This window comes from Janthinobacterium sp. BJB304 (genome assembly GCF_002735765.1).
Classification (GTDB): Bacteria; Pseudomonadota; Gammaproteobacteria; order Burkholderiales; family Burkholderiaceae_D; genus Janthinobacterium.
In genome coordinates this window covers 153,812-175,026 of record NZ_PDZN01000007.1, presented here as the reverse complement: position 1 = coordinate 175,026, position 21,215 = coordinate 153,812, and the positions used below count along the sequence as shown (strand labels likewise).

Annotated in this window: 16 protein-coding genes and 1 pseudogene; 2 read left to right on the top strand and 15 right to left on the bottom strand. The window is 60.2% G+C overall.

Annotation, left to right across the window (positions count from 1 at the left end):
* Window positions 1–25 precede the first annotated feature (25 nt).
* On the bottom strand, window positions 26–496 hold the full coding sequence (locus CSQ95_RS10670) for a pyridoxamine 5'-phosphate oxidase family protein (protein ID WP_099409475.1): 471 nt from the start codon (window positions 494–496) through the stop codon (window positions 26–28).
* A gap of 282 nt (window positions 497–778) precedes the next feature.
* Here CSQ95_RS10670 and CSQ95_RS10665 point away from each other — a divergent pair, with 282 nt between their 5' ends.
* Window positions 779–1,354, top strand: a complete 576-nt coding sequence (locus tag CSQ95_RS10665) for a hypothetical protein (protein ID WP_099409474.1) — start codon at window positions 779–781, stop codon at window positions 1,352–1,354.
* 950 nt (window positions 1,355–2,304) lie between these two features.
* Here CSQ95_RS10665 and CSQ95_RS10660 read toward each other — a convergent pair.
* A complete protein-coding gene (locus tag CSQ95_RS10660; RefSeq protein WP_099409473.1) occupies window positions 2,305–3,168 on the bottom strand; it encodes a methyltransferase domain-containing protein in 864 nt (287 codons plus the stop codon).
* A gap of 365 nt (window positions 3,169–3,533) precedes the next feature.
* On the bottom strand, window positions 3,534–4,427 hold the full coding sequence (locus CSQ95_RS10645; RefSeq protein ID WP_099409550.1) for an NAD(P)/FAD-dependent oxidoreductase: 894 nt from the start codon (window positions 4,425–4,427) through the stop codon (window positions 3,534–3,536).
* A 135-nt stretch (window positions 4,428–4,562) separates the two neighbouring features.
* Between CSQ95_RS10645 and CSQ95_RS10640 the strand changes: the two genes are divergently transcribed.
* Window positions 4,563–5,216 (top strand): TetR/AcrR family transcriptional regulator, encoded by a 654-nt coding sequence (locus tag CSQ95_RS10640; RefSeq protein ID WP_099409472.1) that lies wholly within the window; start codon window positions 4,563–4,565, stop codon window positions 5,214–5,216.
* 958 nt (window positions 5,217–6,174) lie between these two features.
* On the opposite strand, the gene CSQ95_RS29055 is transcribed toward CSQ95_RS10640, so the two are convergent.
* From CSQ95_RS29055 to CSQ95_RS10585, 12 genes and pseudogenes are all read right to left on the bottom strand, one after another.
* Window positions 6,175–6,522 (bottom strand): hypothetical protein, encoded by a 348-nt coding sequence (locus tag CSQ95_RS29055; RefSeq protein WP_143449938.1) that lies wholly within the window; start codon window positions 6,520–6,522, stop codon window positions 6,175–6,177.
* Window positions 6,523–6,657: 135 nt separating this feature from the next.
* Window positions 6,658–6,816: pseudogene (locus CSQ95_RS30030) on the bottom strand (transposase); the annotation flags it as partial.
* 37 nt (window positions 6,817–6,853) lie between these two features.
* Complete coding sequence (locus CSQ95_RS10635; RefSeq protein WP_306532448.1) at window positions 6,854–8,512, bottom strand: alpha-glucosidase; 1,659 nt, start codon at window positions 8,510–8,512, stop codon at window positions 6,854–6,856.
* 249 nt (window positions 8,513–8,761) lie between these two features.
* Window positions 8,762–9,232: a helix-turn-helix domain-containing protein gene (locus CSQ95_RS10630; RefSeq protein ID WP_099409470.1), complete on the bottom strand. Its 471-nt coding sequence runs from the start codon at window positions 9,230–9,232 to the stop codon at window positions 8,762–8,764.
* Window positions 9,233–9,424: 192 nt separating this feature from the next.
* Window positions 9,425–9,763 carry a hypothetical protein gene (locus tag CSQ95_RS29050; protein WP_143449937.1) on the bottom strand — a complete coding sequence of 113 codons (339 nt, stop codon included), beginning with the start codon at window positions 9,761–9,763 and terminating at the stop codon, window positions 9,425–9,427.
* A gap of 171 nt (window positions 9,764–9,934) precedes the next feature.
* A complete protein-coding gene (locus tag CSQ95_RS10615; protein WP_099409467.1) occupies window positions 9,935–11,098 on the bottom strand; it encodes an MFS transporter in 1,164 nt (387 codons plus the stop codon).
* A 90-nt stretch (window positions 11,099–11,188) separates the two neighbouring features.
* Window positions 11,189–11,770 (bottom strand): violacein biosynthesis enzyme VioE, encoded by a 582-nt coding sequence (gene vioE, locus CSQ95_RS10610; RefSeq protein ID WP_099409466.1) that lies wholly within the window; start codon window positions 11,768–11,770, stop codon window positions 11,189–11,191.
* A 9-nt stretch (window positions 11,771–11,779) separates the two neighbouring features.
* Window positions 11,780–12,844 (bottom strand): tryptophan hydroxylase, encoded by a 1,065-nt coding sequence (locus tag CSQ95_RS10605; protein WP_218963602.1) that lies wholly within the window; start codon window positions 12,842–12,844, stop codon window positions 11,780–11,782.
* Window positions 12,845–12,897: 53 nt separating this feature from the next.
* Window positions 12,898–14,187, bottom strand: a complete 1,290-nt coding sequence (locus CSQ95_RS10600; RefSeq protein ID WP_099409464.1) for an NAD(P)/FAD-dependent oxidoreductase — start codon at window positions 14,185–14,187, stop codon at window positions 12,898–12,900.
* Window position 14,188: 1 nt separating this feature from the next.
* Window positions 14,189–17,203 carry an iminophenyl-pyruvate dimer synthase VioB gene (gene vioB, locus CSQ95_RS10595; RefSeq protein ID WP_099409463.1) on the bottom strand — a complete coding sequence of 1,005 codons (3,015 nt, stop codon included), beginning with the start codon at window positions 17,201–17,203 and terminating at the stop codon, window positions 14,189–14,191.
* The gene (locus CSQ95_RS10590) at window positions 17,200–18,507 is read right to left on the bottom strand and encodes an FAD-dependent oxidoreductase (RefSeq protein ID WP_099409462.1); all 1,308 of its coding nucleotides are present in this window, start codon (window positions 18,505–18,507) and stop codon (window positions 17,200–17,202) included. Before CSQ95_RS10590 ends, vioB begins: the two co-directional genes overlap by 4 nt.
* 542 nt (window positions 18,508–19,049) lie before the next feature.
* The gene (locus CSQ95_RS10585) at window positions 19,050–21,203 is read right to left on the bottom strand and encodes a TonB-dependent siderophore receptor (protein WP_099409461.1); all 2,154 of its coding nucleotides are present in this window, start codon (window positions 21,201–21,203) and stop codon (window positions 19,050–19,052) included.
* Window positions 21,204–21,215 lie beyond the last annotated feature (12 nt).

Here is a 21,215-nt window from a genome sequence, read left to right as displayed (position 1 = left end):
TCCCCACAATTAATGACGTCGTGGGTCAAGTGACTTCAAACAAATCGGTGTGGCCGAAACCCAGTTCATAGTTCAGTACGGAGATCACGCTGGGAGTGATGCGCACAAATACCAAGCCGGGCCACGGTGGCGCAGCGTTTGCATTGATGAGCTGTCGCAGTTGTGGGAAATGAAACAGCAACAGGTCGGCTACATGTGCCGTTTCGTCGGCCTCATGGACAAGGATGGCATTGCCTGCCATCGACAGGCCCCGGATATGATCCCAGTCCTGATAGGGTGGGGTAATGGTCAGAGAGACCTTGTCATGTTGGCGGATATTGTGCGCCTTTTGACTGCCCAGACCAATGCACGAATACAGGATCAGATCGTCATGCACATAATTAATCACGGTCGCTTGCGGATAGCCATCCGGGCGCAGGGTGGCCAATGTCAGATCGTGCGCGGCGTCCAGCAGATCCAGAATGCGCTGGTGGTGGGGTGGGTCCAGTGGCGTCATGGCTGCTCCCGGAAGCAATGCATATGCGGCGCCAGGCGCCAGACCTTTCATATTAGGAAAGTGCAGCATGCTTTGCAACTTGCCGGGCCGTGATTACGCAATTAAAAACTATTTCTGGAGGGACGGCAGAGTTAACTTCGGCAAGATGGGGCACGCTCGAGTGGACTTTGTACTCGTTATGTTGATGCTTATCAAATCCATCCACAGACGATCCTTTGCTTGACCGTTAAAGTGAACGGGTCGTAGCTGGCAAATGCTGCTCTTTCTTGTTTAAGGTGTGTCATGAACCAACGTATCCATGAACTGCAGGCCAGGATCAGACAGCTGGAACACGAACTTGAGCAGGAGGTGAGGTTCCAGCGCAAGTCAGTCAACGGCGGATTGACGCCGTGCCGACTTTTGCTGGCACGTACGGGATACGACCAGTGGCAGCGCCAGAGGACTGGGCTGATCCCCTACCTGAGGCAAGTGCAATGGCGCCATATCGTGTTGCTTTCGCTCGTCTATATGCCAGTCATTCCGTTGTTTTTGCTGGATCTGGCGGTCAGTCTCTACCAGCTTGCCTGTGCCCCCCTGTGTCGTATCCCCCGCGTGCGACGTTATGACTTTTTTGTGTATGACCGCAACGATCAGGCGTATTTGAATGTGCTGGAGATGCTCAATTGCCAGTACTACGCCTACGCCACTGGCTTACTCGCGTATGTGCGTGAAGTAGTGGTTCGTACCGAGCAGTACTGGTATACGATCAACCATCCGGCGAGTATCGCACTCATGCATGCCCGTTCCGGGCAGGGCATTGATTATGGCGATGCGGCTGCCTATCCCGGGGAACTGGATCCTGCTTGCCGACCTCGCTAAACGAGGGACGTGATGACCTGGAAAAAACGGTTGTCATTTGTGAGCCGGCGTTCATACTGCCGGTCTGATGTGGTCAATACTCCTCTTCGCATGTCCTGACCATGAGCAAGGTACGAAAGTGGTTAAGACCAAGTTGTTATTGATGGTATTTTCGATGGTATCGAACAACAATAGCTCAAAAAATCCAAGAAAAATCGGTAACTTGACTACCTTATTGATAATCGAGTGCGAATTATTTAAATCAAGATCTGTGGAAGTTTCGCCGATGTTCAAGTCTGTGAGATTTTCTGAAGCGCACTGATTCTGGCCAGAAACATGAGCAGTCGATGCCTGTAATGGAAATGCTGAACATTGCCAAAATACCTATGAGGTTTTATTTTTTTAGCTTCATATGCTTGTGATACTTTCGGTAAAACTTGGGCAAACTTGGGGCAATGGAAGATGGCTTCAGATCGCTTTAGCGCAAAAGATACCGAAAGTTACCAATTTTTCCCGTGCGCTGTCGTAGGCTATTGTGATCTATGGTTACTTTGTTTCTAATTCGAAACTTGCACTTCCCACCAAATTTTTCGTTTGTATTCAATGACTCAGGATGTCATCTTTTGTCTGAATAGGAACTTGGGGCAAACTTGGGGCAATAGGATTTTCCTCCTGATCTTGCCCCCGTATATCAAGCAGGATTACGCCTATCATATCTCTTCCTTGCTCTCAAAGCCTAAGCCACGCATGTCGTCTGCTATCGGCCGGGCGGAAACGGTCGGTCGCGACCTTCAGCAGTCCCTGCAAGTTCATATTTTTATCTGGACGAACAATAAAGTCGGACATCCTAGACGGCACATTTTGCATTGCAGCGCCAGTGCCGTCAGAGCCCCGCCAGACGGGATATCAATCTGCCCGGCCCAAGGCGCCTCGTTCCACCGAGCGGCGGGCGTCTCCCGTGTTAATCCGTGTCAACTTGGCGGATTGCGCGCCGTGACGATCCATGCCGCGCCGTCGATCATCACCGAGCGCTCGCCGGGGCGGCCCGCGAAGACGGTACGGACGGCGACCGCAGCACGGGCACGGATCTCATCGGGCTGAGCGGCGATTACGCGCGACAGCGGGCCGACCTCGAGCGCCATCTTCACCGCGTCGTCGATCGCAGCGTCCCGCGTTCCGCCCTCGCCGAACGGGACGGAAGCATCGAAGGGTGCGATAGCGATATCGGTGAAACCGGCTGCCGTCAGGATGCGCGTCACCCGATCCCGCTCGCCGAACGAAAACGGGCCGGGCGCTTCGGGATCGGGCGGCGCGGTCAGCGCGACGATGCCCTGTATCGCGCCCATCGGCAGGCGCATCCATTCGTTCTCGGCCGCGCCGCGCCAGCAGACGAAAGCGACCCGCCCGCCCGGCCGCAGCGCGCGTCGCATATGGGCGAACGCCCCTATTGGATCGCCGAAGAACATCCCCCCGAAACGCGAGAACAGGATGTCGAACGCGCCTTCGGGCAACTCGGCACTGCTGGCGTCGGCTACCAGGAACTGGGCCGGCGTATGTTGTGGCGTAAGCGTGCGTGCGCGGCCGATCAGCGCTTCGGATATGTCCACGCCCAGCACTTGCCCCTGCGCGCCGACGCGGGCGGCCAGAGCCAGACTCGACGCGCCTGCGCCGCAGCCGACGTCCAGCACGCGCTCGCCCGTCGCGGGCGCGGCGGCTTCGATCGCGGCTTGGCCGAACACCGCCACCATGGCATCAAGCCGGGCCTGGTTTGCGACCCAGCGCTCTCCGCTTTGATCCTTCCAGTCGGCGACCTGATAGGCATTTTGCTCTGTCATGCTATCTCCTTGTTCTGATTTGTTCTTGACTAGACCCCTTTTGTCGAGGCCGGGGGGAATGACACGAGTCGGCCCCACGCCGCGATCCGTTCCGCGATCGCCTCGGGGGCCTCGATGTGTAGGAAGTGGTCGACGTCGGGGGACGACCTCCATCGCGTGCCGTGCGGCGAACCGATGGCCGTCCTCGACCTGCGCGGAGAGGATCTCATGAACGTGAGTGGGTGAGGAATTGCGAGCGCGGCCGCGCGTTCGATCTGCTCCGCCGCCAACCCCGACAGCAGCGCTCCCGGATAGATGACGGGCGGAGGGATGCGTACACCGGCGCTGTCGGGTTCGATGGCCATGCTCATCACAAATCTGTGCTTTCAGACCAGCATCGACTGCTGAGCGGAGATACCCGCCGTTGCGCCCTGCGATATTGCCGTGGTGACCGAGGCCATGGCTGGGTTTGCAAGATCGCCGGCGGCGTAGATGCCGGGTATGCTGGTTTCGCGGCGCTCGTCGACCTTGAGGGCGATGCCCAGGGGTGTATTGACTGTAGCGAGGCCCAGTGATTCATGCAGGCTTGCGGACGGCTTGTTGCGCGGATGCGCGAACAGGATGTCGACCGCGACATTGGTGGCGGTATCGAGCTTGACAGTGGCATTTTGGCCTCCGTGTCGGGCGATTTCCGTGATCCTGCCATCGACGATAGGTATGTTGCGGCGCGCCAGATCGGCCCGGATATCGGGTGGAATGTCGTGACCATCGGCGAAGACCGTCAGCGTCTCGGTCCAATCGTGGTACAGCCTGACATAATTGTGCGACTGCGGACCGGACCAGACGAGGCCCCAATGCTGGCCGGCGACTTCAAAGCCGTCGCAATAGGGGCAGGGCACAATGGATGTGCCCCAGCCTTCGGCGAAGCCCGGGACATCAGGCATTTGATCGACGACGCCATAGCTCAGGATCAGGCGACGTGCCCTTAGGCTTTCGTTATCGTCAGTGACGACGCAGAAATCGTCGATTGCACCGGAGATGCTGTCGGCACGGGCAGTGACCAGCCTGATCGTTGGATAGCGCGCCAACTGCTGCCGCGCCTCGACCAGGATGTCCAGCGGCGGCTTGTGATCGTGGCCGAGCAGACCATGCGAATGGCCGGCAAAGCGGTTGCGCGGCCGGCAACTGTCGAGGACCGTGACCTTGCGGCGGGCACGGCCGAGCTGCAGGGCGGCGGCGAGGCCGGCAAAGCTGCCGCCGATGATGATGACGTCATTCATGGTGATGGACTCCATGTGTGGATGAAGGGTGGGCAGGGCTTGGCGCGCAATAACCTGCTTAATGGGTTTGCACCTTTTGGATACTATGTGGTATCCTAATTAAAGAATTGGATACTGTCAAGTACTGGAATTTTTATGACTGAAAAAAATCAGGGCCGGCGCGGCCGGCCAACCAACGAGGCGCTTGGCCAAACGATCGCCGACGCCGCGTGCGAGCTTTTTGTGGAATTGGGTTTTCAAGCGACGACAATGGACAAGGTCGCCAAGCGGGCGAAGATATCCAAGCTAAGCATCTATCGGCACTTCGAGAACAAGGAGGCGCTGTTTAGCGCGGCCATCGCGGCCCGCTGCCATCAGTTTGCACCACAGGCCCTGTTTGAAGGCGTAGACGGTTCGGCCGAGGATCAGCTCATGGCGGTGGGATCATCTCTGCTTCACACGTTCTTGAACCCGGACGTCCGTCGTATCGAAGCCATGATCATGGCCGACAAGACGAATCAACAGTCGCTAAGCAAGCTACAATACGAAGCAGGCCCCGCCCATGTCATCGCCCAAATCGAGGCCCTGTTGCGTCAGTTTCACGCGAGGGCGGTTCTGAACGTGCCCGACCCTCTCCTGTCCGCCCGCTTGTTTGCCGCGCTGTTAAAGGGATCCGATCTGCTGATCATCGCACGCTTCAATGAAGCGATAGCGGAGGACAACAGCGAAATCGAATCCTATTGCCGGTCCGCAGTCGCCATGTTCATCGCCGCGCACGGTGGCAACGATCATGCGGGCGGATGCAGCTGATTGCTCCGGGCAGTTCATAGTAGCGGGAGGGGGGGCTTGGTGGTGCGAAAACTTGCCAGACAGTGCCAGGCTGAAAACGAAAGCAGCCCGCATTTAGGCGGGCTGAGAGGTGCTTTAGTGCTCTTTGGTGTCGGCTTATGCCTGACGCGGGACCATCCCACTCGATTACTGTTTGACTGACGGGTACATTAAACCACTGCACTGACTCGTTTGCCTCATCCGAAGTCGGGTAACTTATCTGAATGGCTGTTGACGAAGATGAGGCGAGCGAATTCGTTCGACAAATAGACCTAGATCGCGTGCGATGGCAATCGACCATTCGCATTTCGAGGGTACTCCGATGTACATGTAGTAGTCGTAGCCAAAGTGGACACACGCCTTGCCTGGCACGACGAGTTTTCCCCAGGCCTCTTCGCGAAGGACGGTAATCCCCCATTTTTAGATTGCACTAAAAGTAGAGGTTAAGCGGCCATGGCAAGCTTCTGTTTTGGCGTGATACCGTCAGGTGCCATGTCGCGCCGGCCGTGAGCGCAACTCCACCGCCATCGTGCAAAGTGCCCGATCTGGCCGAGCGCACGAAGCAGATGACGGGCTAGTTTATCTTAGCCAACGGTGCTGTTATAGCTCTCAGAAGCAGGTGCTCTGCTGTTGCCTCAGCCAGCTATGCAATCCTTCGCCGGCGATCATGGCTAGGGAAGGCCTGCTTTTGCGTGAGCGTGGCAGGAGTCTCTGCGGGGCAGGGGACATAGACAGGCCAGAACCGACCTCGTCGGTGGATTAGGCTGCTACGAGATCGCACGCGAGGAACTTGCTAGAACACCCAGACCCAACACGACCCATCGTTTTTTCATCTTTCAAGAACTATGAATCAGAAGAGTTTAAGCGACGGATGGCAATTCCCCCCTTCCAAAATGAGTGTCAGCAACTGGATTGCGAATTAAACGGTGGTCACGAGACGCTACCTTAGCCGTAAAAAATAATCCCCTTGAAAAATCGTCTTAACATTTTCTTCGGAGTCAAACATGAAAGTGATCTCTGGAAATTCAGAAAAACCATAGCGGACTTTGGTGGCATTCAGTTCATGAACGAATTTTCGCTGCAACCATTCATTAATGCCGTTTTCTTGATTCCATTGTACATCAATGTCATTTTGATAAAAAAATAAAACCACCAGTTCTCTATCCCACTCCTCTGACGTAGTAATCAATTCAGTATTCTTGAAGCTCACCCCTTTCAAGCGAGCAGCTAGAATAACTTCGTTCAGCGCAAGCTCAATGGCAGAATACGGTGGATATGGATGCTTCATATTGCTCCAAACTACGACGATGGCAAGTTACCAAATAAGAAAAATTGGAATGTGGCTCACCGCTGTGTACCACACCTTACTCGGTTCAGTCTCATTCACCAATATCGATGCCAAGACAAGAGAGACTAAGAAGGCCTAAGAAAATCTCCGAATATATCGCCAGAAAATAAGTATGCAGGCAAGCGAGAGAAACTCCTGGTGGATATCAGCACGGCGTTCGTAGCGGATGGGTAATCGGCGGAAGCGGTGTAATCAGCCCAGCGTGCATTCGACCACCCAGCGCCATTTACCCAGGCGATCGCGCGACTCAATGTGATTGCACAGCAACGCTTTACCCGCGCCCTGGCTCACATACATAAGCGATGACAAACGATTCGTATGGCTGCAGGCTGATGTGGTCGGTCAAGCTGTCACGGTGGGCATAGTTGCTGATCAAGCCTTGCCCGGCAATGCCGCTCAGCGTTGCCGGCAAATCCAGTTCGACGTGTTCGCCGGAGAAGTTGTTCACGACAACCAGCTGTTGGCTTCCCAAGCTGCGCCGGTAGGCGAATACCTGCGGGTGCTGCTCCAGCAACGGCAGGTATTTTCCGTAAACCATGACATCCCAGTGCTTGCGCAGTTCGATCAGCTTCTGGTAGTGGAAAAAGACCGAATCGGGTTGTTCCAGCGCGGCCGCGACGTTGATCTCGGGGTAGTTTGGATTTAACTTTAGCCATGGCGTGCCAGTACTGAAGCCGGCGTTGTGTGTGCTGTTCCACTGCATTGGTGTGCGTGCATTGTCCCGCCCGTTGGCGTGGATGCCGGCCATCATCGTCTCCGGTGACACGCCGGCGGTCGTGCGTTCGTGGTAGAGGTTGAGCGATTCGATGTCGCGATAGTCGTCGATGGAATCGAAACGGACATTGGTCATGCCTATTTCCTCGCCTTGATAGACGTAGGGGGTGCCCTTGAGAAAATGTAGCGCGGTGGCCAGCATCTTGGCCGACTCGACCCGGTAACGGCCGGGGTCACCGTATTTGGATACGGCGCGCGGCAGGTCGTGGTTATTCCAGAACAGCGAATTCCAGCCGGCATCGGCCAACTCGGTCTGCCATTTACTGATGACCTGCTTGAACTCGATCAGATCGAACGGCCGCGGCTTCCATTTTCCCTCCTTGGCATCGTGGGTCATGGTGATGTGCTCAAACTGGAAGACCATCGACAGCTCCTGGCGCGCCGGGTCGGAATACAGCTTGGCGGTCTCCGGGGTGGCGCTCCACGTCTCGCCCACCGACAATACATCGCGTGCGGCCAAGGTCGCTTGGTGCATTTGCTGCAGCAGCGGGTGCAGTTGCGCGCCGTTGGCGATAATCTGCTGGTCGACCTGTTTGCCGATGAGATCGATCACATCCATACGGAAGCCGCCGATGCCCTTGTCCAACCACCAGTTCATCATGCGATGCACCTCTTCCTGCACCTGGGAATTTTCCCAGTTCAGGTCCGGCTGTCGTTTCGAGAACAGATGGAAGTAATATTCACCGCTGGCGGCATCGTATTCCCATGCACTCCCGCCAAAATACGAACGTTGCTGGTCGGGCGGGGAGCCATCGGCGCCTGCATTGCGCCAGATGTAGTAGTCACGGTAGGGGCTATCCTTGGATTTCTTCGCCTCGACGAACCAAGCATGCTCGTCAGAGGTGTGGTTGACCACAAGATCCATCAGGATACGGATGTTGCGCTTGGCCGCCTCTGCGATCAACTGCTCCATCTCGGCCAATGTGCCGAATTCAGCGGCGATATCCTGATAGTCGGAGATGTCATAGCCGTTATCGTCCATCGGCGACCGGTACACCGGCGACAGCCAGATCAGATTGATTCCCAGATGTTGCAGGTAGTCCAGTCTGCCGATGATGCCGGCCAGATCACCGACCCCATCGTGATTGCTGTCTTGAAAACTGCGTGGGTAGATCTGATACACGACGGCGTTATGCCACCATTTCTTATCCAACATGATTATCTTTCTCGCTTATGGATTGGCAGCACTGTCTTGCAACGTGCCAAGGGATCGCCCGGAGGAGGGCAGATCCGATCTCGTCGTTGGGTCAGGCCGCTTTGAGATCTCACATCAGGTGCCTGGCAGGACACTCTGGCCACTCACACGATCCATCGGTTTTTCATCTTTCAAGAACCACGGATCAGGAGAGTCTAAGCCAATAGTGGCGATTCACCGCGTATTTCCCCGTGAGCTGCACCACTCCATCTACCGCAACTTTTCAGCAAGGTAGTGATCTGGCTGTTTATCGCGCTTGCTTGCGGACTCGGCGCAATCCAAGGCTTTTTTGGGGATGGCTTCGAGGCCTTGATGCGCGAGTTCCAGCAGCTCTATTTCGACGGTGCTGCCATTTTGCATGGACAGGCGCTTCACTGCGGAGGCAAGCACGGGGGGAAGTTCCAGAAAATTCAGGATTAGCGCCCCTCCGGCTGGCACTGGCGGTTCGATTTGCGTGCCTCTGGCTATGGGCAACGTTCCATGTACGAGCCAGGCCGTGCTAACGCCGAGGGCCGCGGCAATCTTCTCTGCCGCGTCCATTAGCAGGTTGGCCTTGCCTGATTCATAGCGATACAGTTGCGTGGGATTGATACCCGCCAGTTCGGCAAGCAGCACTTGTGAGATACGAAGATTCTCGCGGCAGCTTTTGAGGCGTTCAGAAACATGGGTGTTGCCAGACATACATATTGCCTTTCAATATACAACGTTCGTGAATGACGGGTTGTGACGCAGCTGTCTCCACAATGATGAAGGAACGAAGAGCGCTTTGCCAGCCACAGCCTGGTCAACCGCAATGATTTTACCGCCTGGGAGCCGCCTTGTTTCGCATTCCTTCCGGTTGGCCTGCATCAATGGCAGCGGCCAGGCAGGTGGCTAGGCATACACGGCCTGCAATGGGGGCGACGACTGCAAGGTGAGCGCCGCCATGCCGGCGCCAATGGCATCTACCGCCAGCGCAGGCCACAGCGGTGCCGGGTTGGTGGATGGGGAACGGACCAGCAGCATGCTCAGGTCCGCGCCGCTGCCAGGCGCCGGGGTCAGCGTGTACGCATAGGTGCGGGGAACGATCTCGGTGCCAGCCTCGGCCATCGACGTCAAGCGCGGGCCAGAGCGTGATGAACTGTGCCAGCGCGGCGAACAGGGCGTCGACATTGCCGGCGTCGGCCTGGTGACCCGGCGCGTCGCCCACAGCGGTGCCGACGTTAGCGCCATGTACGGTTTCTTCGTGGATGGGAATCTCGGTAGTTTCAAGCAGAACTGTCATCTCGCTAGCCGGTTGGCACTGGCGAGATTGGGCAGGCTGGTGGCGCGAGCACATGATGTGTCGGCTTTTTTATTGCCTGAAGAGATGGGGACGGTTGGCAACGCAACCGTCCCTTACCGTTAATGCGACAGCACCGAATCGCGCGACCTGTGCCCGAGGTAAGGCAGCAAGCTGATTAATCCAAGCACTGCCAGCGCGACGCCGACCCACAGTGGGGAGCGCAAGCCGTAGCCGGCGGCAATGCCGAGGCCGCCGAGCCATGAGCCGGCGCCCAGGCCGATGTTGATGACGGAGGTATGGACGGTGTTGACCAGCGGCCCGGGATGAGCGGTCTTCATCACGCGGGCGATGATGGCGGGATTCATCGACATGCCCACGAGGCCTGTGACGACCAGCAAGGCGACGCTGATGGCCTTGTCGTGCGCAAAGACCGCGAACAGCGCCAGGCTGATGCTCAGGATGACCATGCCCCAGACCATGATGAGCGTGGTGTAGCGGTCCGCATAACGACCGACCACGCCATTGCCCACCACGTTCGCGATGCCGTAGACGCCCAGCAGCCAAGGGATCGAAGACGCTGGAAAGCCGGTAATTTCCGTCAGGATGGCCGCAAAGTAGCTGAACGCCGCGAAAATCGCACCGATGATGAGGCCGCTGCTGGCATACGCTGCCCACAGGTGGCGGTTGCGGAACTCCCCCAGTTCGTTGCCGAGGCTGACGATTTCGGAAGGCTTGGCGCGCGGCACCAGCACGGTGATCAGCGCCAGGCACAAGAGCGCCAGCAGTACCACCAGCCAGAAGCTGGCGCGCCATCCCAGGTGCTGGTCGATGAGCGTGGCGACCGGCACGCCGACCACCGAAGCGAGCATGAGGCCGCCGATCACGACGGCGGCGGCGCGTCCGCGCGCGTTGGGGTTGACGATGTCGGCACAAATGGCCAGGGACAAGCCAAAGCAGGTGGCGGCCGCCACGCCCGTGACTACCCGCGCGATGGCCAGGATGTCATAGCTGGTGGCGGACGCGGCGACGGATTGGGCAAGGATATAAAAGCCCAGCAGCCACAGCAGTCCCTTCTTGTTCGGCACGCGCAGTTTGAGCAAGGCAATGGTGCTCAGCGGCCCGCCGATGACCATGCCCATGGCATAGAGCGAGATCAGGTAGCCGATCCGTGTCACCGGTTCGTCCATGGCCAGGGCCAGCGACGGCATCATGCCCGCCACCATGAATTCGGATGTCGTTAACGAAAAGATCGTCAACCCCAGAATGTAAACAACCAGCGGCATAGCAATATCCTTCGAGATTAATAACTAAAACACTCGCCAGGCGGGCGCGCGCCCGGGCCGCATGGGGCTCGGGCGCGCGCCACATCCTGGTCAGGTGTTGCAAGACGTAAAGACGCTGTCCGGAATGTCGCCGACTAGCAGGTTGGGGAAGTCGCGTACCGAAAGGTGCTGCGGGTCATTGCCGGTGACCATGCGCAGCAGGCGGTTGCCGCCGGCCTCCAGGTAAAAGACCGATGGCGGCTTGCCTGCACGCTCGACTACCCAGGCGTCCGCCTCCTGGCCCAGCACGGTGTGGCGGCCGTCGTGACGCGCGCCGCCGTCCAGCAGCACGGCTTGCGGCAGGAACAAGTCATGGAACGGCGTGACCTCGTCGGCCAGCGCCGTGCCCTGCAGCTGCTCGCCAGTTGCCTCCGCCTGCCTTGCGTAGGCCACTTTCTGCTTGCGGCTTTGTTCGCGCCTGGCATCGCCGATTTCCGACATCCACAGCAGGTGCCCATGTTCCTTTTCCGACCAGGGATTGAACAGGCCATCGATGCGGCAGATGTTGCGTGCATAGTCGAACCAGCAATAGCCGGACGTGACTTGGTCGTCCTCCTGCATCGGTGTCCAGTAGGAGATATAGGCGCTGCTCCATTGCAGCGGCAGCAGCGGCGGGGCGAGGTGTGTCGGCATGGCAGCTCCCTAGCGGCCCAGCGCGTAGCCAAGGCTGGCCATCAGCGCTTCCTGCAGCGACGGCAAGTCCTTGCGGCGCGCGTCGAAGCTGGCGGTCAGCTCTTCATTGCTCAGTCCGATACGCTCGCCCACGCTTTCAAACCACAGACGGCTGCTGTTGGCGTGGTCCTTGAACAATTGCATCAGGGGCACGGTGCGCGCGTTGAAGCTGTCCAGGGCGGCCGCCGCGCCGGCTTCAGTATGGAGGATCTTGACCAGCAGCAGGGCTGCCACCACCGCCATGGTGGTGCCATGGCCGATGGAAAAATGCCCCGATTGCAGCGCATCGCCGAGCAGGACGAACTTGCCGTCGCAGGCCCGGTCGCGGCTGAGGGTCATGAAGTTGCGCCAGCCCTGGCCCGCTTGGCTCTGCAACCCGTGCTCACCGAGTTCGGTTTTGAAGGTTTGGGCGATATACGCGGCAGCATCGCGCTCGGACAGCGCTTCCAGCCCCGCCTTGGCGTAGGTCTCTTCGCTGCATTCGACAATAAAGGTGCTCATCGTGTCCGAGTATTTATAGGCATGGCCGATGAAAATCCCTTGGTCATTGCTGCGGAACACCAGGTTCATCTGGTCGAACAGCTGGGTGGTGCCGTACCAGATGTATTTGTTGCGGCCGAAATCGATGTGCGGCGCCAGCGCGGGCGGCAAGTCCAGCGATTTGTAGTTGACGCCATTCGACACCACCACCAGGTCGTACTCGGCTGCCAGCTGCGCCGAGTCCGCTGGCGACGTTTCGTAGCGGATGTCGATGCCGGCCGCCACGCACTTGGCGCGCAAGGCCTGCACCAGGGCCTGGCGTCCCACGCCGCACAGGGTCACGCCGGTGCTCATCAGGTTGGGCTGGTCGTGATGCACGAGCTTGAATTCTTCCAGGAACTGCGGATTGAGCCGTTCCGGCTGCTCCAGGTAGGAGAGCGGATTGGCTGGATGGCGCGGCGGCCGTCCCGGCAGCACCACGCCCCAGCCCAGTACTTCTTCCGGGGTATTTTTTTCCGTAATGCTGATCTTCCAGCCGGGTTGGGCTTGTTTCATCTGACTGGCAAAGATCAGTCCTGCGGGTCCTGCGCCGATAATGAGAATGTTCATTAATTTACCCTTCCAAGTTTGTACCAAACGTTTTGTTTCTTCTGGATTTGCTGCAGTTCATCGTAGGGAACCGATGTGAAGTACAGTTTCTCCGCCATGTCGGGCGGATAAACACGGGGGAATTTCTTGTGCATGTAGCGCGTATAGCGCGTCTGCAGGAAGAAAATCAGATTCGGATTGCTCAGTGCTTCATAGTTGGCGATCGCCATGTCCTGCATGGCGTCCGCCTGCACCTTGCGCTGCTGCGTGAATTCGGACAGGGCGGGGCCCAGGGCATTGCCGTGCTTTTCCAGCAGGGAAACGAAGACGTGGACATCTTCCAGCGCCATGTTCATGCCTTGTCCGAGGAAGGGGGCGGTGGCATGCGCCGCATCGCCGATCAGCAGGATATTGGCCTTGTAATGGAAGGTGCTGGAGCGGACATTGATGAGGTCGTTGCTGGGCAGCGCCATGAACTGCTCCAGCATCTCCTGGCGGCGGTCCGGCGGCAGGGTGCCGAAGTAGCGGCTGAAGAAGTCGGCCATGGCTTCGCGGTTCAGCGTGCCCAGGCTCGGTGTGCCGGTGTAGGGCAGGCACAGGGCAAAGCTGATGCTGCCGTCCGGAATGGTGGCCGCGCGACCGGCAAACAGCCCCTTGGAATCCATGCCGAAGAAGTACAGCAAATCCTTCCTGAAACCCAGGTCCGCCGCGTTCGGCAACACCAAGGTTTTGTAGCCATGGCGGAAGTAACTCTGCCTGAACTCGAAGCGGCGCACGCCGCTTTGCATGGCGCGCCGTACCGCGGAGTGGGCGCCATCGGCGCCAATGATCAGATCGCCATCCAGCTGCCGTACGGCGCCGTCCGGGGCCTGGATCAGTACGCTCTTTCTTTCCAGGTCGACATCCAGGCATTTATGCTCAAAGTAATACTTCACCTCGTGCTTGACGGCATGCCGGTTCAGCAGGCGCTGGAAGGCCGTGCGGTCCAGCGACAGGGGAAACAGGCCTTCGAGCGGGGTCAGCTCGCGTATGCGGTGCCGGCCGCCCACGCTGAACGCCATGCCGACGATGGGTTCGCCGCACTGGTCGAGCTCCTGTTTATTGATGCCGGCTCCCAGGGCGGCCTTGATGCCGCGCACGGTCATGCTCACGCCGATGGCGCGCGAGTTGACCGGGTCGGCGTTTGCGGCATTCTCCAGCAGCGGATCGCCGCGTTTTTCGACAACGTGGACATCGTGTCCCCGTTGCGCCAGATAAATGGCGCTGAGGCTACCTGCCAGGCCTCCGCCGACGATAATGATTTTATGCATTTCAGGCCTCTCTTGACATCTTTCCCCGAGATAAATCGGTAAGTTGCTGATTGAAAAACTCCAACATGTCTATCGGTGCCATGCCGATGACATCGCTCTCAAGGCTGCGCGCGTACTGCGCCAGCGCCAGGCATTTCTGCGCCAGCATGTCGCAGCCCAGGCTGTAGTCGCTGCTGACCCGGCTGCCGACCGGCTCGGGTACGGGCGGTCCCGCATGGCGGCCGGGCACGCCCGATGGCATGTTCATCAGGGCCGCCGACAGGGGACGCAACAGGCCGGTCATGATGTCGATCGAGGCGTTCATCAGGCGCGAGCGGCGCAGGCTGCCCAGCGGCTGCTGCGCGAAATGGTGCGCCATCAGCAGGAAGGTCAGTTCGTAGCAACCCTGATACAGCCGCATCAGCGCGCGCGCCTTCGGGTCGGTCACCACGCTGCAGTCCGCGCGCGCTTCCAGCACGGGATTCTTCAGCGCCGGCAGGGCCGGCTCGAACGGCTTTTCGCAGGCTGAAAACTTGCCGGCGACGGCACGCAGGCGGTGGAAATGGGACGAGGCGAAATGTGGCGAATCGACGGCCACGCCTTCGCCCTGCTCGGTGACGAAGTCGATGGCGAACAGCGCGCTGTCGCGGTCGGACACTTCCAGCTGATAGCCGGGATAGGCGCGGTTGGTCAGCTCTTTCAGGAACAGATGGTGTTCGCCGCCGCGCTTGCCGCCGCCGTTCTCGAACAGGCCGGGCAGCTCGGCCAGGGCCTGGCGGATCGCGATATAGAAGGTGGCAATCGATTTGCCCGGCGTGGGAAGGTAGTCGGGCCATTCGAAACGCACGAAGCGGGCCAGCACGTGTTCGGAAAATGGCTCGAAAGCGAATTCCGTGTCCAGGCCGAAACGCTGGCGCGCCTGCTGGCCCAGCACCGGGGTGCCGCTATAAAACGGTTCGCCCAGCGCCATCAACACGTTGTTGACTAATAAGTAGTGAATCATTTCTTCATGGGCGATTTCCAGCAGCGCGCCGCGCGTACCGCTGTTGCGGCGCCGGTCTTCGCCGCCGCAGGCCAGTTCCAGCTCGGCCGGCAGCCAGCGGCCGGCCCGCACCAGCGCCGCCCCTTGCGCATAGTTGGGAATCGAATACGCGGCATACAGGTATTGCAGCATGAGCGACAATTCCAGGTCGATGGCCTTTTTCAGCTCGTCGATCAGCTCCGCCTTGCAGCCGATGACATGCTGTGCCGCCGGTTGCGGCAGCGCCGCCTTGGCCTTTGCCTCGACTTGGGCCAGGTATTTCAGGAACAGGCGCGACTTCGGCAGCGACAGTTCGCGGGTGCTGGGCATGTAATAGCTCTTGTCGCGGTTCTGCGGATCGCACATCTGCCACATCAGGCGCGAATACGTTTCGCACTTGCACTGGTCCGCCAGGCTGAAGACCTTGTCCGACATGAAGGGATACACGAGCTCGTAGTAGCTCATCACATGCCGGTAGAGGAAGACGTAGTCGACCTGTTCGGCCGGTACGTCGTCGAGGTCCCAGTCGTCGGGCAGCACGCGCACGCCGAGGTACTGTTTGTCGTTGCCAGCCGCCAGCACGATCCTGGTCGCGCCCGGCTGGCGCCCCGTCAGGGTCAGCGCCGTGTAGCCGTGCCCGTGCGGCGACGGCTGCTGCTGCACGGCCAGCAGCGCACCGTCCTCGGCCTGCGCCGAGAGGTCTGCGGGTGCCGCCAGCGCGCCGCGGAAGCGGCTTTGTACGGTGATCGTCTGCGGAAATGCCTCATGCTTTTTCCGGTTCGGCGCTTCCAGGTACAGCTGGTTGCTGTCCGATTGCAGCACCCAGTCGGCTTCTTCCCACTGCGCCTGCGCGCTGCCCAGGCTGAGCGAACCCGAGGCGGCGGCATGTTGCAGCGGCACGTCGAAGACGCCGTGATGGCGCCAATAGTCGCGGTACAGCGGTTCCGGAATGCGGGCCAGCACGGTGCCGTCAGCATCCTGCAGCAGCAGGTCGCCCAGCGCCTGCTTGCCGCCCAAGGCATGCGTCGGATGCTGTTCCGAGACGGCGCCCGTGCCGCGCGTGGTGAACGGAATGGCGGTCGGCATGTTGAACGAGACGCGGTCCGCATGTACTTTTACCAGCACCGGCCCCAGGCTGCCCTGGCGCGGCTGCAGCAGGCGGCCGGCCGGATAGGTGGCCAGCTCGTCGCGCCGCCACAGGCCGATGCTGCCGGCCAGATCGTAGAAAACGGGCGAGTCGGGTTTTTGCGGCGTGGACATATTGAACAGGCAATACTGCACCGTCAGTCCCTGCACCTCGTCGTCGTCCAGGGCTTGCTGCAAGGCATGCATGCTGGCCGGCAGCGCGAGGTCCGCATTGAACAGGAAATGCGGGTCCCCCTTTGCCACGGAAAACTGGAACAGCCTGGAGCGGCCGAATTCATCATCCAGGAAATGCCCGCTGCGTTCCGTGATATGGCCGCTGCCGAGCCAGCGCACCGAATGCGCCTGCGCGATGTCGGCGGTGAACAAGGTGGGCGTGTTTGGCGCGGCCAGTTTGTCGCTCAAGGTGAACTGGCCGGCGTAGATCAGCGTGGTGTCCGGCTGGGCCGGGTTGTTGTCGATCCACCTGGCGCGGTTGAACGTCGTACGCAGATACTCGTTGTAGTGGCCCCACAGCGCCAGCTTGGCGCCCACCAGCGCGTCTTGCGTATCGACCTCGCCATCGCGCAGCTGGACGCCCGTGATCCTCGCGTTCTCCCACGAGAAATGATTGTTGCCGCAAAAGTTATAACCCGCCGCCTGGCTGAAGATACCGTCCGGATCGGGCTTGCCCTCCGCATTGAAACGGGGGGCAAGCTGTTTCAGGTGCGCATGGAATTCGGCGGGGGGCCGGCTCAGGTCGACAGCTTCGCCCGCCATCGATACCGCATTCGTGGCGATATCGATGTTGCCATGCGTATTGCGATTCCCGGTCGGCACATTGGCGCGGGCAAAACCCCGAAAATGCAGGCGGGGGAAGTCAAGTAGGCTCATGCGTGCTCGGTCGAGGAAGTGATGAAGGTATCGTTGGCGGCGGCGACGTCTTCCAGCTGAGCTAGCCGTTGCAGCAACAGGCCGCTGGCTTGCTGGGCACTGATCAGGCTGCCTTCCATCCAGCCGCAATGCGCGGTATACGCATCCGAACAGGAAATGATACCGTCCCGGTGCAGCAGGACGGCCGGGTGCTCGGCTTCCGGCTCCACGCAAAATTCGACGCCATGTGGCCAGAACTTGTGAAAGTGCGCCTTGATCTGCGGCAGCGGCTGACCGTCGAGCGGCAGCACTTCTTCCAGGTGGCTGCGGACACGCTCCAGGTACACGTCTTCACCGAGCTCGAGGCTGTCCCGCCAGTAGGCGGCGCTTTTGCTGTCGGTATAGAACAGCACATATTTGTCGCTCTTGAAGTAGATCTTGCGCAGGGGATTTGCCGCCATCAGCACCTTGTCGGTCAGCCCGAGCGCGTCCCACCAGGCCGTCTCGAACGTCAGGAAGCCCTTGAACAGGGGCAGCGAGTCGTACTGGAACGGACTCCAGGCGTGCGGGAAATCCAGGTTCAGGCGCGGCATGGCGGACGGCGGGATGGCCATCACCAGATGGCGTGTGCGGTGCATCTGCGTATCGCCCTGGTGGCTGAAGGCGAGCACATGGTCGGCACCGGATTTCTCAACGGACAGCAGACGATGTTCGAGCCGGAATTCCACTCCGGCGGCCTGGGCCTGGTGCTGCAACTGGCACAGCAACTCGTGATAGCCGTCGGTCGCATAGCGCCACTGGTTGGCGGCGTTTTCCGTAAAATGCTGCGTTTCCGGGTGCTTCTTGATGATGTCGTAGGCCATGGCCGCCGACACCATCGGCAGCAGCAAGGCGTCATAGCCGGTCGCCTTGATGATGTGGGTGGCCTTGGCGGCGCCCAGGTAGTGGCTGACGAACGCGAGGAAGGAGTCATTCGGCTGCTCTTTCAGCATCGGGCTCAGGTCATCCAGTGTTGCCTTCAGCTCTTCCAGCACGCTATCGTGGGAGATGACTTCGGTGAACGGGTAGACCGCATGCGGCAATCCGCTACCCTGCATGAGTTGCTGGAAATGCGGATGCAGTTGCGGCGAGTAGCGGGCGGCGCCGAGTTCGGCGATTTCCTCGCCATCTATTTTCCGCGACTGGATGCGGCCGCCGACGGTGGCATTCAGGTCGAAGACGCGGATGCGCAGCTTCCTGCCGGCGGCGCCGTCGATCAGCCGATTGGCGCAAGTCAAGCCGCCTATGCCGGCGCCAACGATGCAAATATCAGAATACGTGCTCATACGAAATTCCTTTTTAACGTTCATTAATCAAAAAGCTGCAAATCGCTAGCAAAAGTTTCCCCGGCACGTGCAGGCAAGGGAGGGGGAACGCTGGGTGTTACCGCACTTGGCGAGCGTTTTCGGCTGGGGAATGAAGAGCCTGGCGAGAACTGGCGTTGTGTCTGGAATGGTCGATTCTTGGCAGCAGAGTTTCTGTTTCAAATCAAAGATGGCACCGACAGTAGCCCAGGTATCGGGCAGTCAATTTGATAAATATCAATGTAGTTGTCGTTCGGTGTGGCGTCCTTATCGACGCAGCCAGGCAGGCGGGATGGCGGCGGCAGTGCGCCGGGCAGTGGCAGGGTGGTATGGAAGGCGGTGCGGTGCGGCTTATCGAGCCGCTGGGGGGAGTGTCGCCGTTTGCCGAAGGCGCCAGGACCGGCAGTGGGTCCTGGCGCCTTCGGCGCTGGCTTAGTCTGCTTCTTGCTATTTTTATTATTTCTGACTTTGCGGCTGGCGCGCAGTGCATGCGCCAGCCGGGCGATGCCCGATGCCGGCGCCCGTCAAAAATCTACGGCGGCCGACAGTTGCACGCTGCGGGGCGCCGATTGCGAGACGGTGCCATACGAGGCCACGCCGGCCCAGTAATGGCGGTCGAACGCGTTCATCAGCCCGCCGCGCAAGGTCGTCGCCTTGCCGGCGAAGGCCGTGCGGTAGCGCAAGCCCAGGTCCACCTTGGTCCATGACGGCACCGATTGCAGATTCGTCTGGTCGACAAACTGTTTGCTCGTGTAGCTGACGGCGCCCGTGGCCGTCAGGCCCGGCCAGTACGGCATCTCCCATTCGCCGCCCAGGTTGGCCATGGACGTCGGCACGCCCACGGGGCGCTTGCCCATGGTGGCGGCGCTGTTGGTTTTTACGAGGCGGCCGTCCAGCAGGGTGATGCCGGCCAGCAGGCGCACGGTCTTGCTGGCGGCGCCGGACAGGTTCAGTTCCAGGCCCCGGTTGCGCTGCTCGCTGTCCATACTGTAGACCTTGCCATACAGCTGGCCGCTGGGTTTAGTCACCTGGAACACGGCCAGGGTCGCCAGCACCACGCCGAAATCGGCCTTGGTGCCCACTTCATACTGCTTGCTCTTGTAGGGCGCGAAGACCTGGCCAGCGTTGTCGGCGATGTTCGGCGCGATATCGCCCTTGCTCAAACCTTCGATATAGTTTGCGTACAGCGACACGTGGCGCAGCGGCTTGACGACGATGCCGGCCAGCGGCGTCAGGGCGCCCTGCTTGTAGCGCGTGGTGAGCACGCCGCTGGTGGCGTGGTAGTTTTTCGATTCGACCAGCTGGCGGCGCACGCCCAGGGTCAGCAGCACGCGCTGGTCCAGCATGTCCAGCGTATCGGCCATGGCCAGGCTGGAGAGGGTGGAGGCGGACAGCTTCGGCGCGTGCGCCGGCGCGCCAATGCCGGGATCGGGCACGGCCACGGGGTGGTAGATATTCGAGGCGATGACCTTGCCGGATTTGCTCACGCTGCCAAATTCGTCCTGGTAGACATTGCCCATCACGACCAGTGCATGCTCGACGCCGCCCGTGCGAAAGCGCGTGCGCGCGCCCGTGTCGCCGCTGGCGCGCCGCACGCGGAATTTCCAGTTCATGGGCGTGACCGTCATGTCGCCAGCCGCGCTGGTGATGGTCGGCGTCTGGTCCGAATAGCGCGACACGTCGGAGCGCGTGCCGCCCACGTCGGCAAACACCGTGACGTTGTCGTTCAAGTCATATTCGACCTTGCCCAGGGTGGCCAGGTCGTTGGACTTCCACCAGCCCCAGGATTGGGCGATGTTGCGGCGGCCATCGGGCGCTGCCGGCACAGGCAGGCGCGCGGCCACGAGGAAGGGGCGCGTGGGTGCGTCGATCCACTGGTATTGCTCGATCACGTCGAGCGAGGCGCGCAGCCGCTGTCCCTGGTAATCGAGGGCGACGGCCGCCACTTCCGCGCGCGACGTCTGGTGGTCGAGCGGCGTGTGGCCCTGGCGGTGCAAGCCGTTGAAGCGGATGCCGAAGCGCCGCTCCGCGCCAAAGCGGCGGCTGACGTCGATGGCCGCGCCAGCCTGCGAGCCTGCACCGAAATCGACGGTCAGGCGCGTCAGGTCGCGCGGCAAGGAGCGTTTCGGCACGGCGTTGACGACGCCGCCCACGCCGCCATTTGGCGACATGCCGTACAGCAGGGCGGCCGGCCCCTTGAGCACTTCGACGCTCTGCAGATACTCCGTAAATAAATGGTAGTTGGGCGAGACGCCATACACGCCGTCGAACGCCACTTCGCTCAGATTGCCCTCGTTGAGGGGAAAGCCGCGGATGAAGAAGGAGTCCGTGACGCCGCCGATCTGGCCCGTGAAGCGCGTGGACGGGTCGCCGCCCAGCACCTCGGCCAGGGTGAGCGCCTGCTGGTCCAGCATGCGCTGGCTGGTGTAGCTGTTGACGCTGAACGGCGTATCGAGCAAGTCTTTTTCGCCCAGCAGGCCGGCGCGCGCGCTTTTGGCGATCTGTCCGCCGGCATCCGCTTCGGCCTGGCCATTCACCAGCACGGTGGCGAGCGGGGTGGATGCATCGGCCGCCGCCTGGGCGATCGCCTGCGGCGTCACGCAGGCAACGAGCAGACCGGCGAGGATCAGCCGGGTGGTGAGGTGGGGATGGGGGAGTGGGGACTGTGGAATGGGCATCGAGGGCGAGCG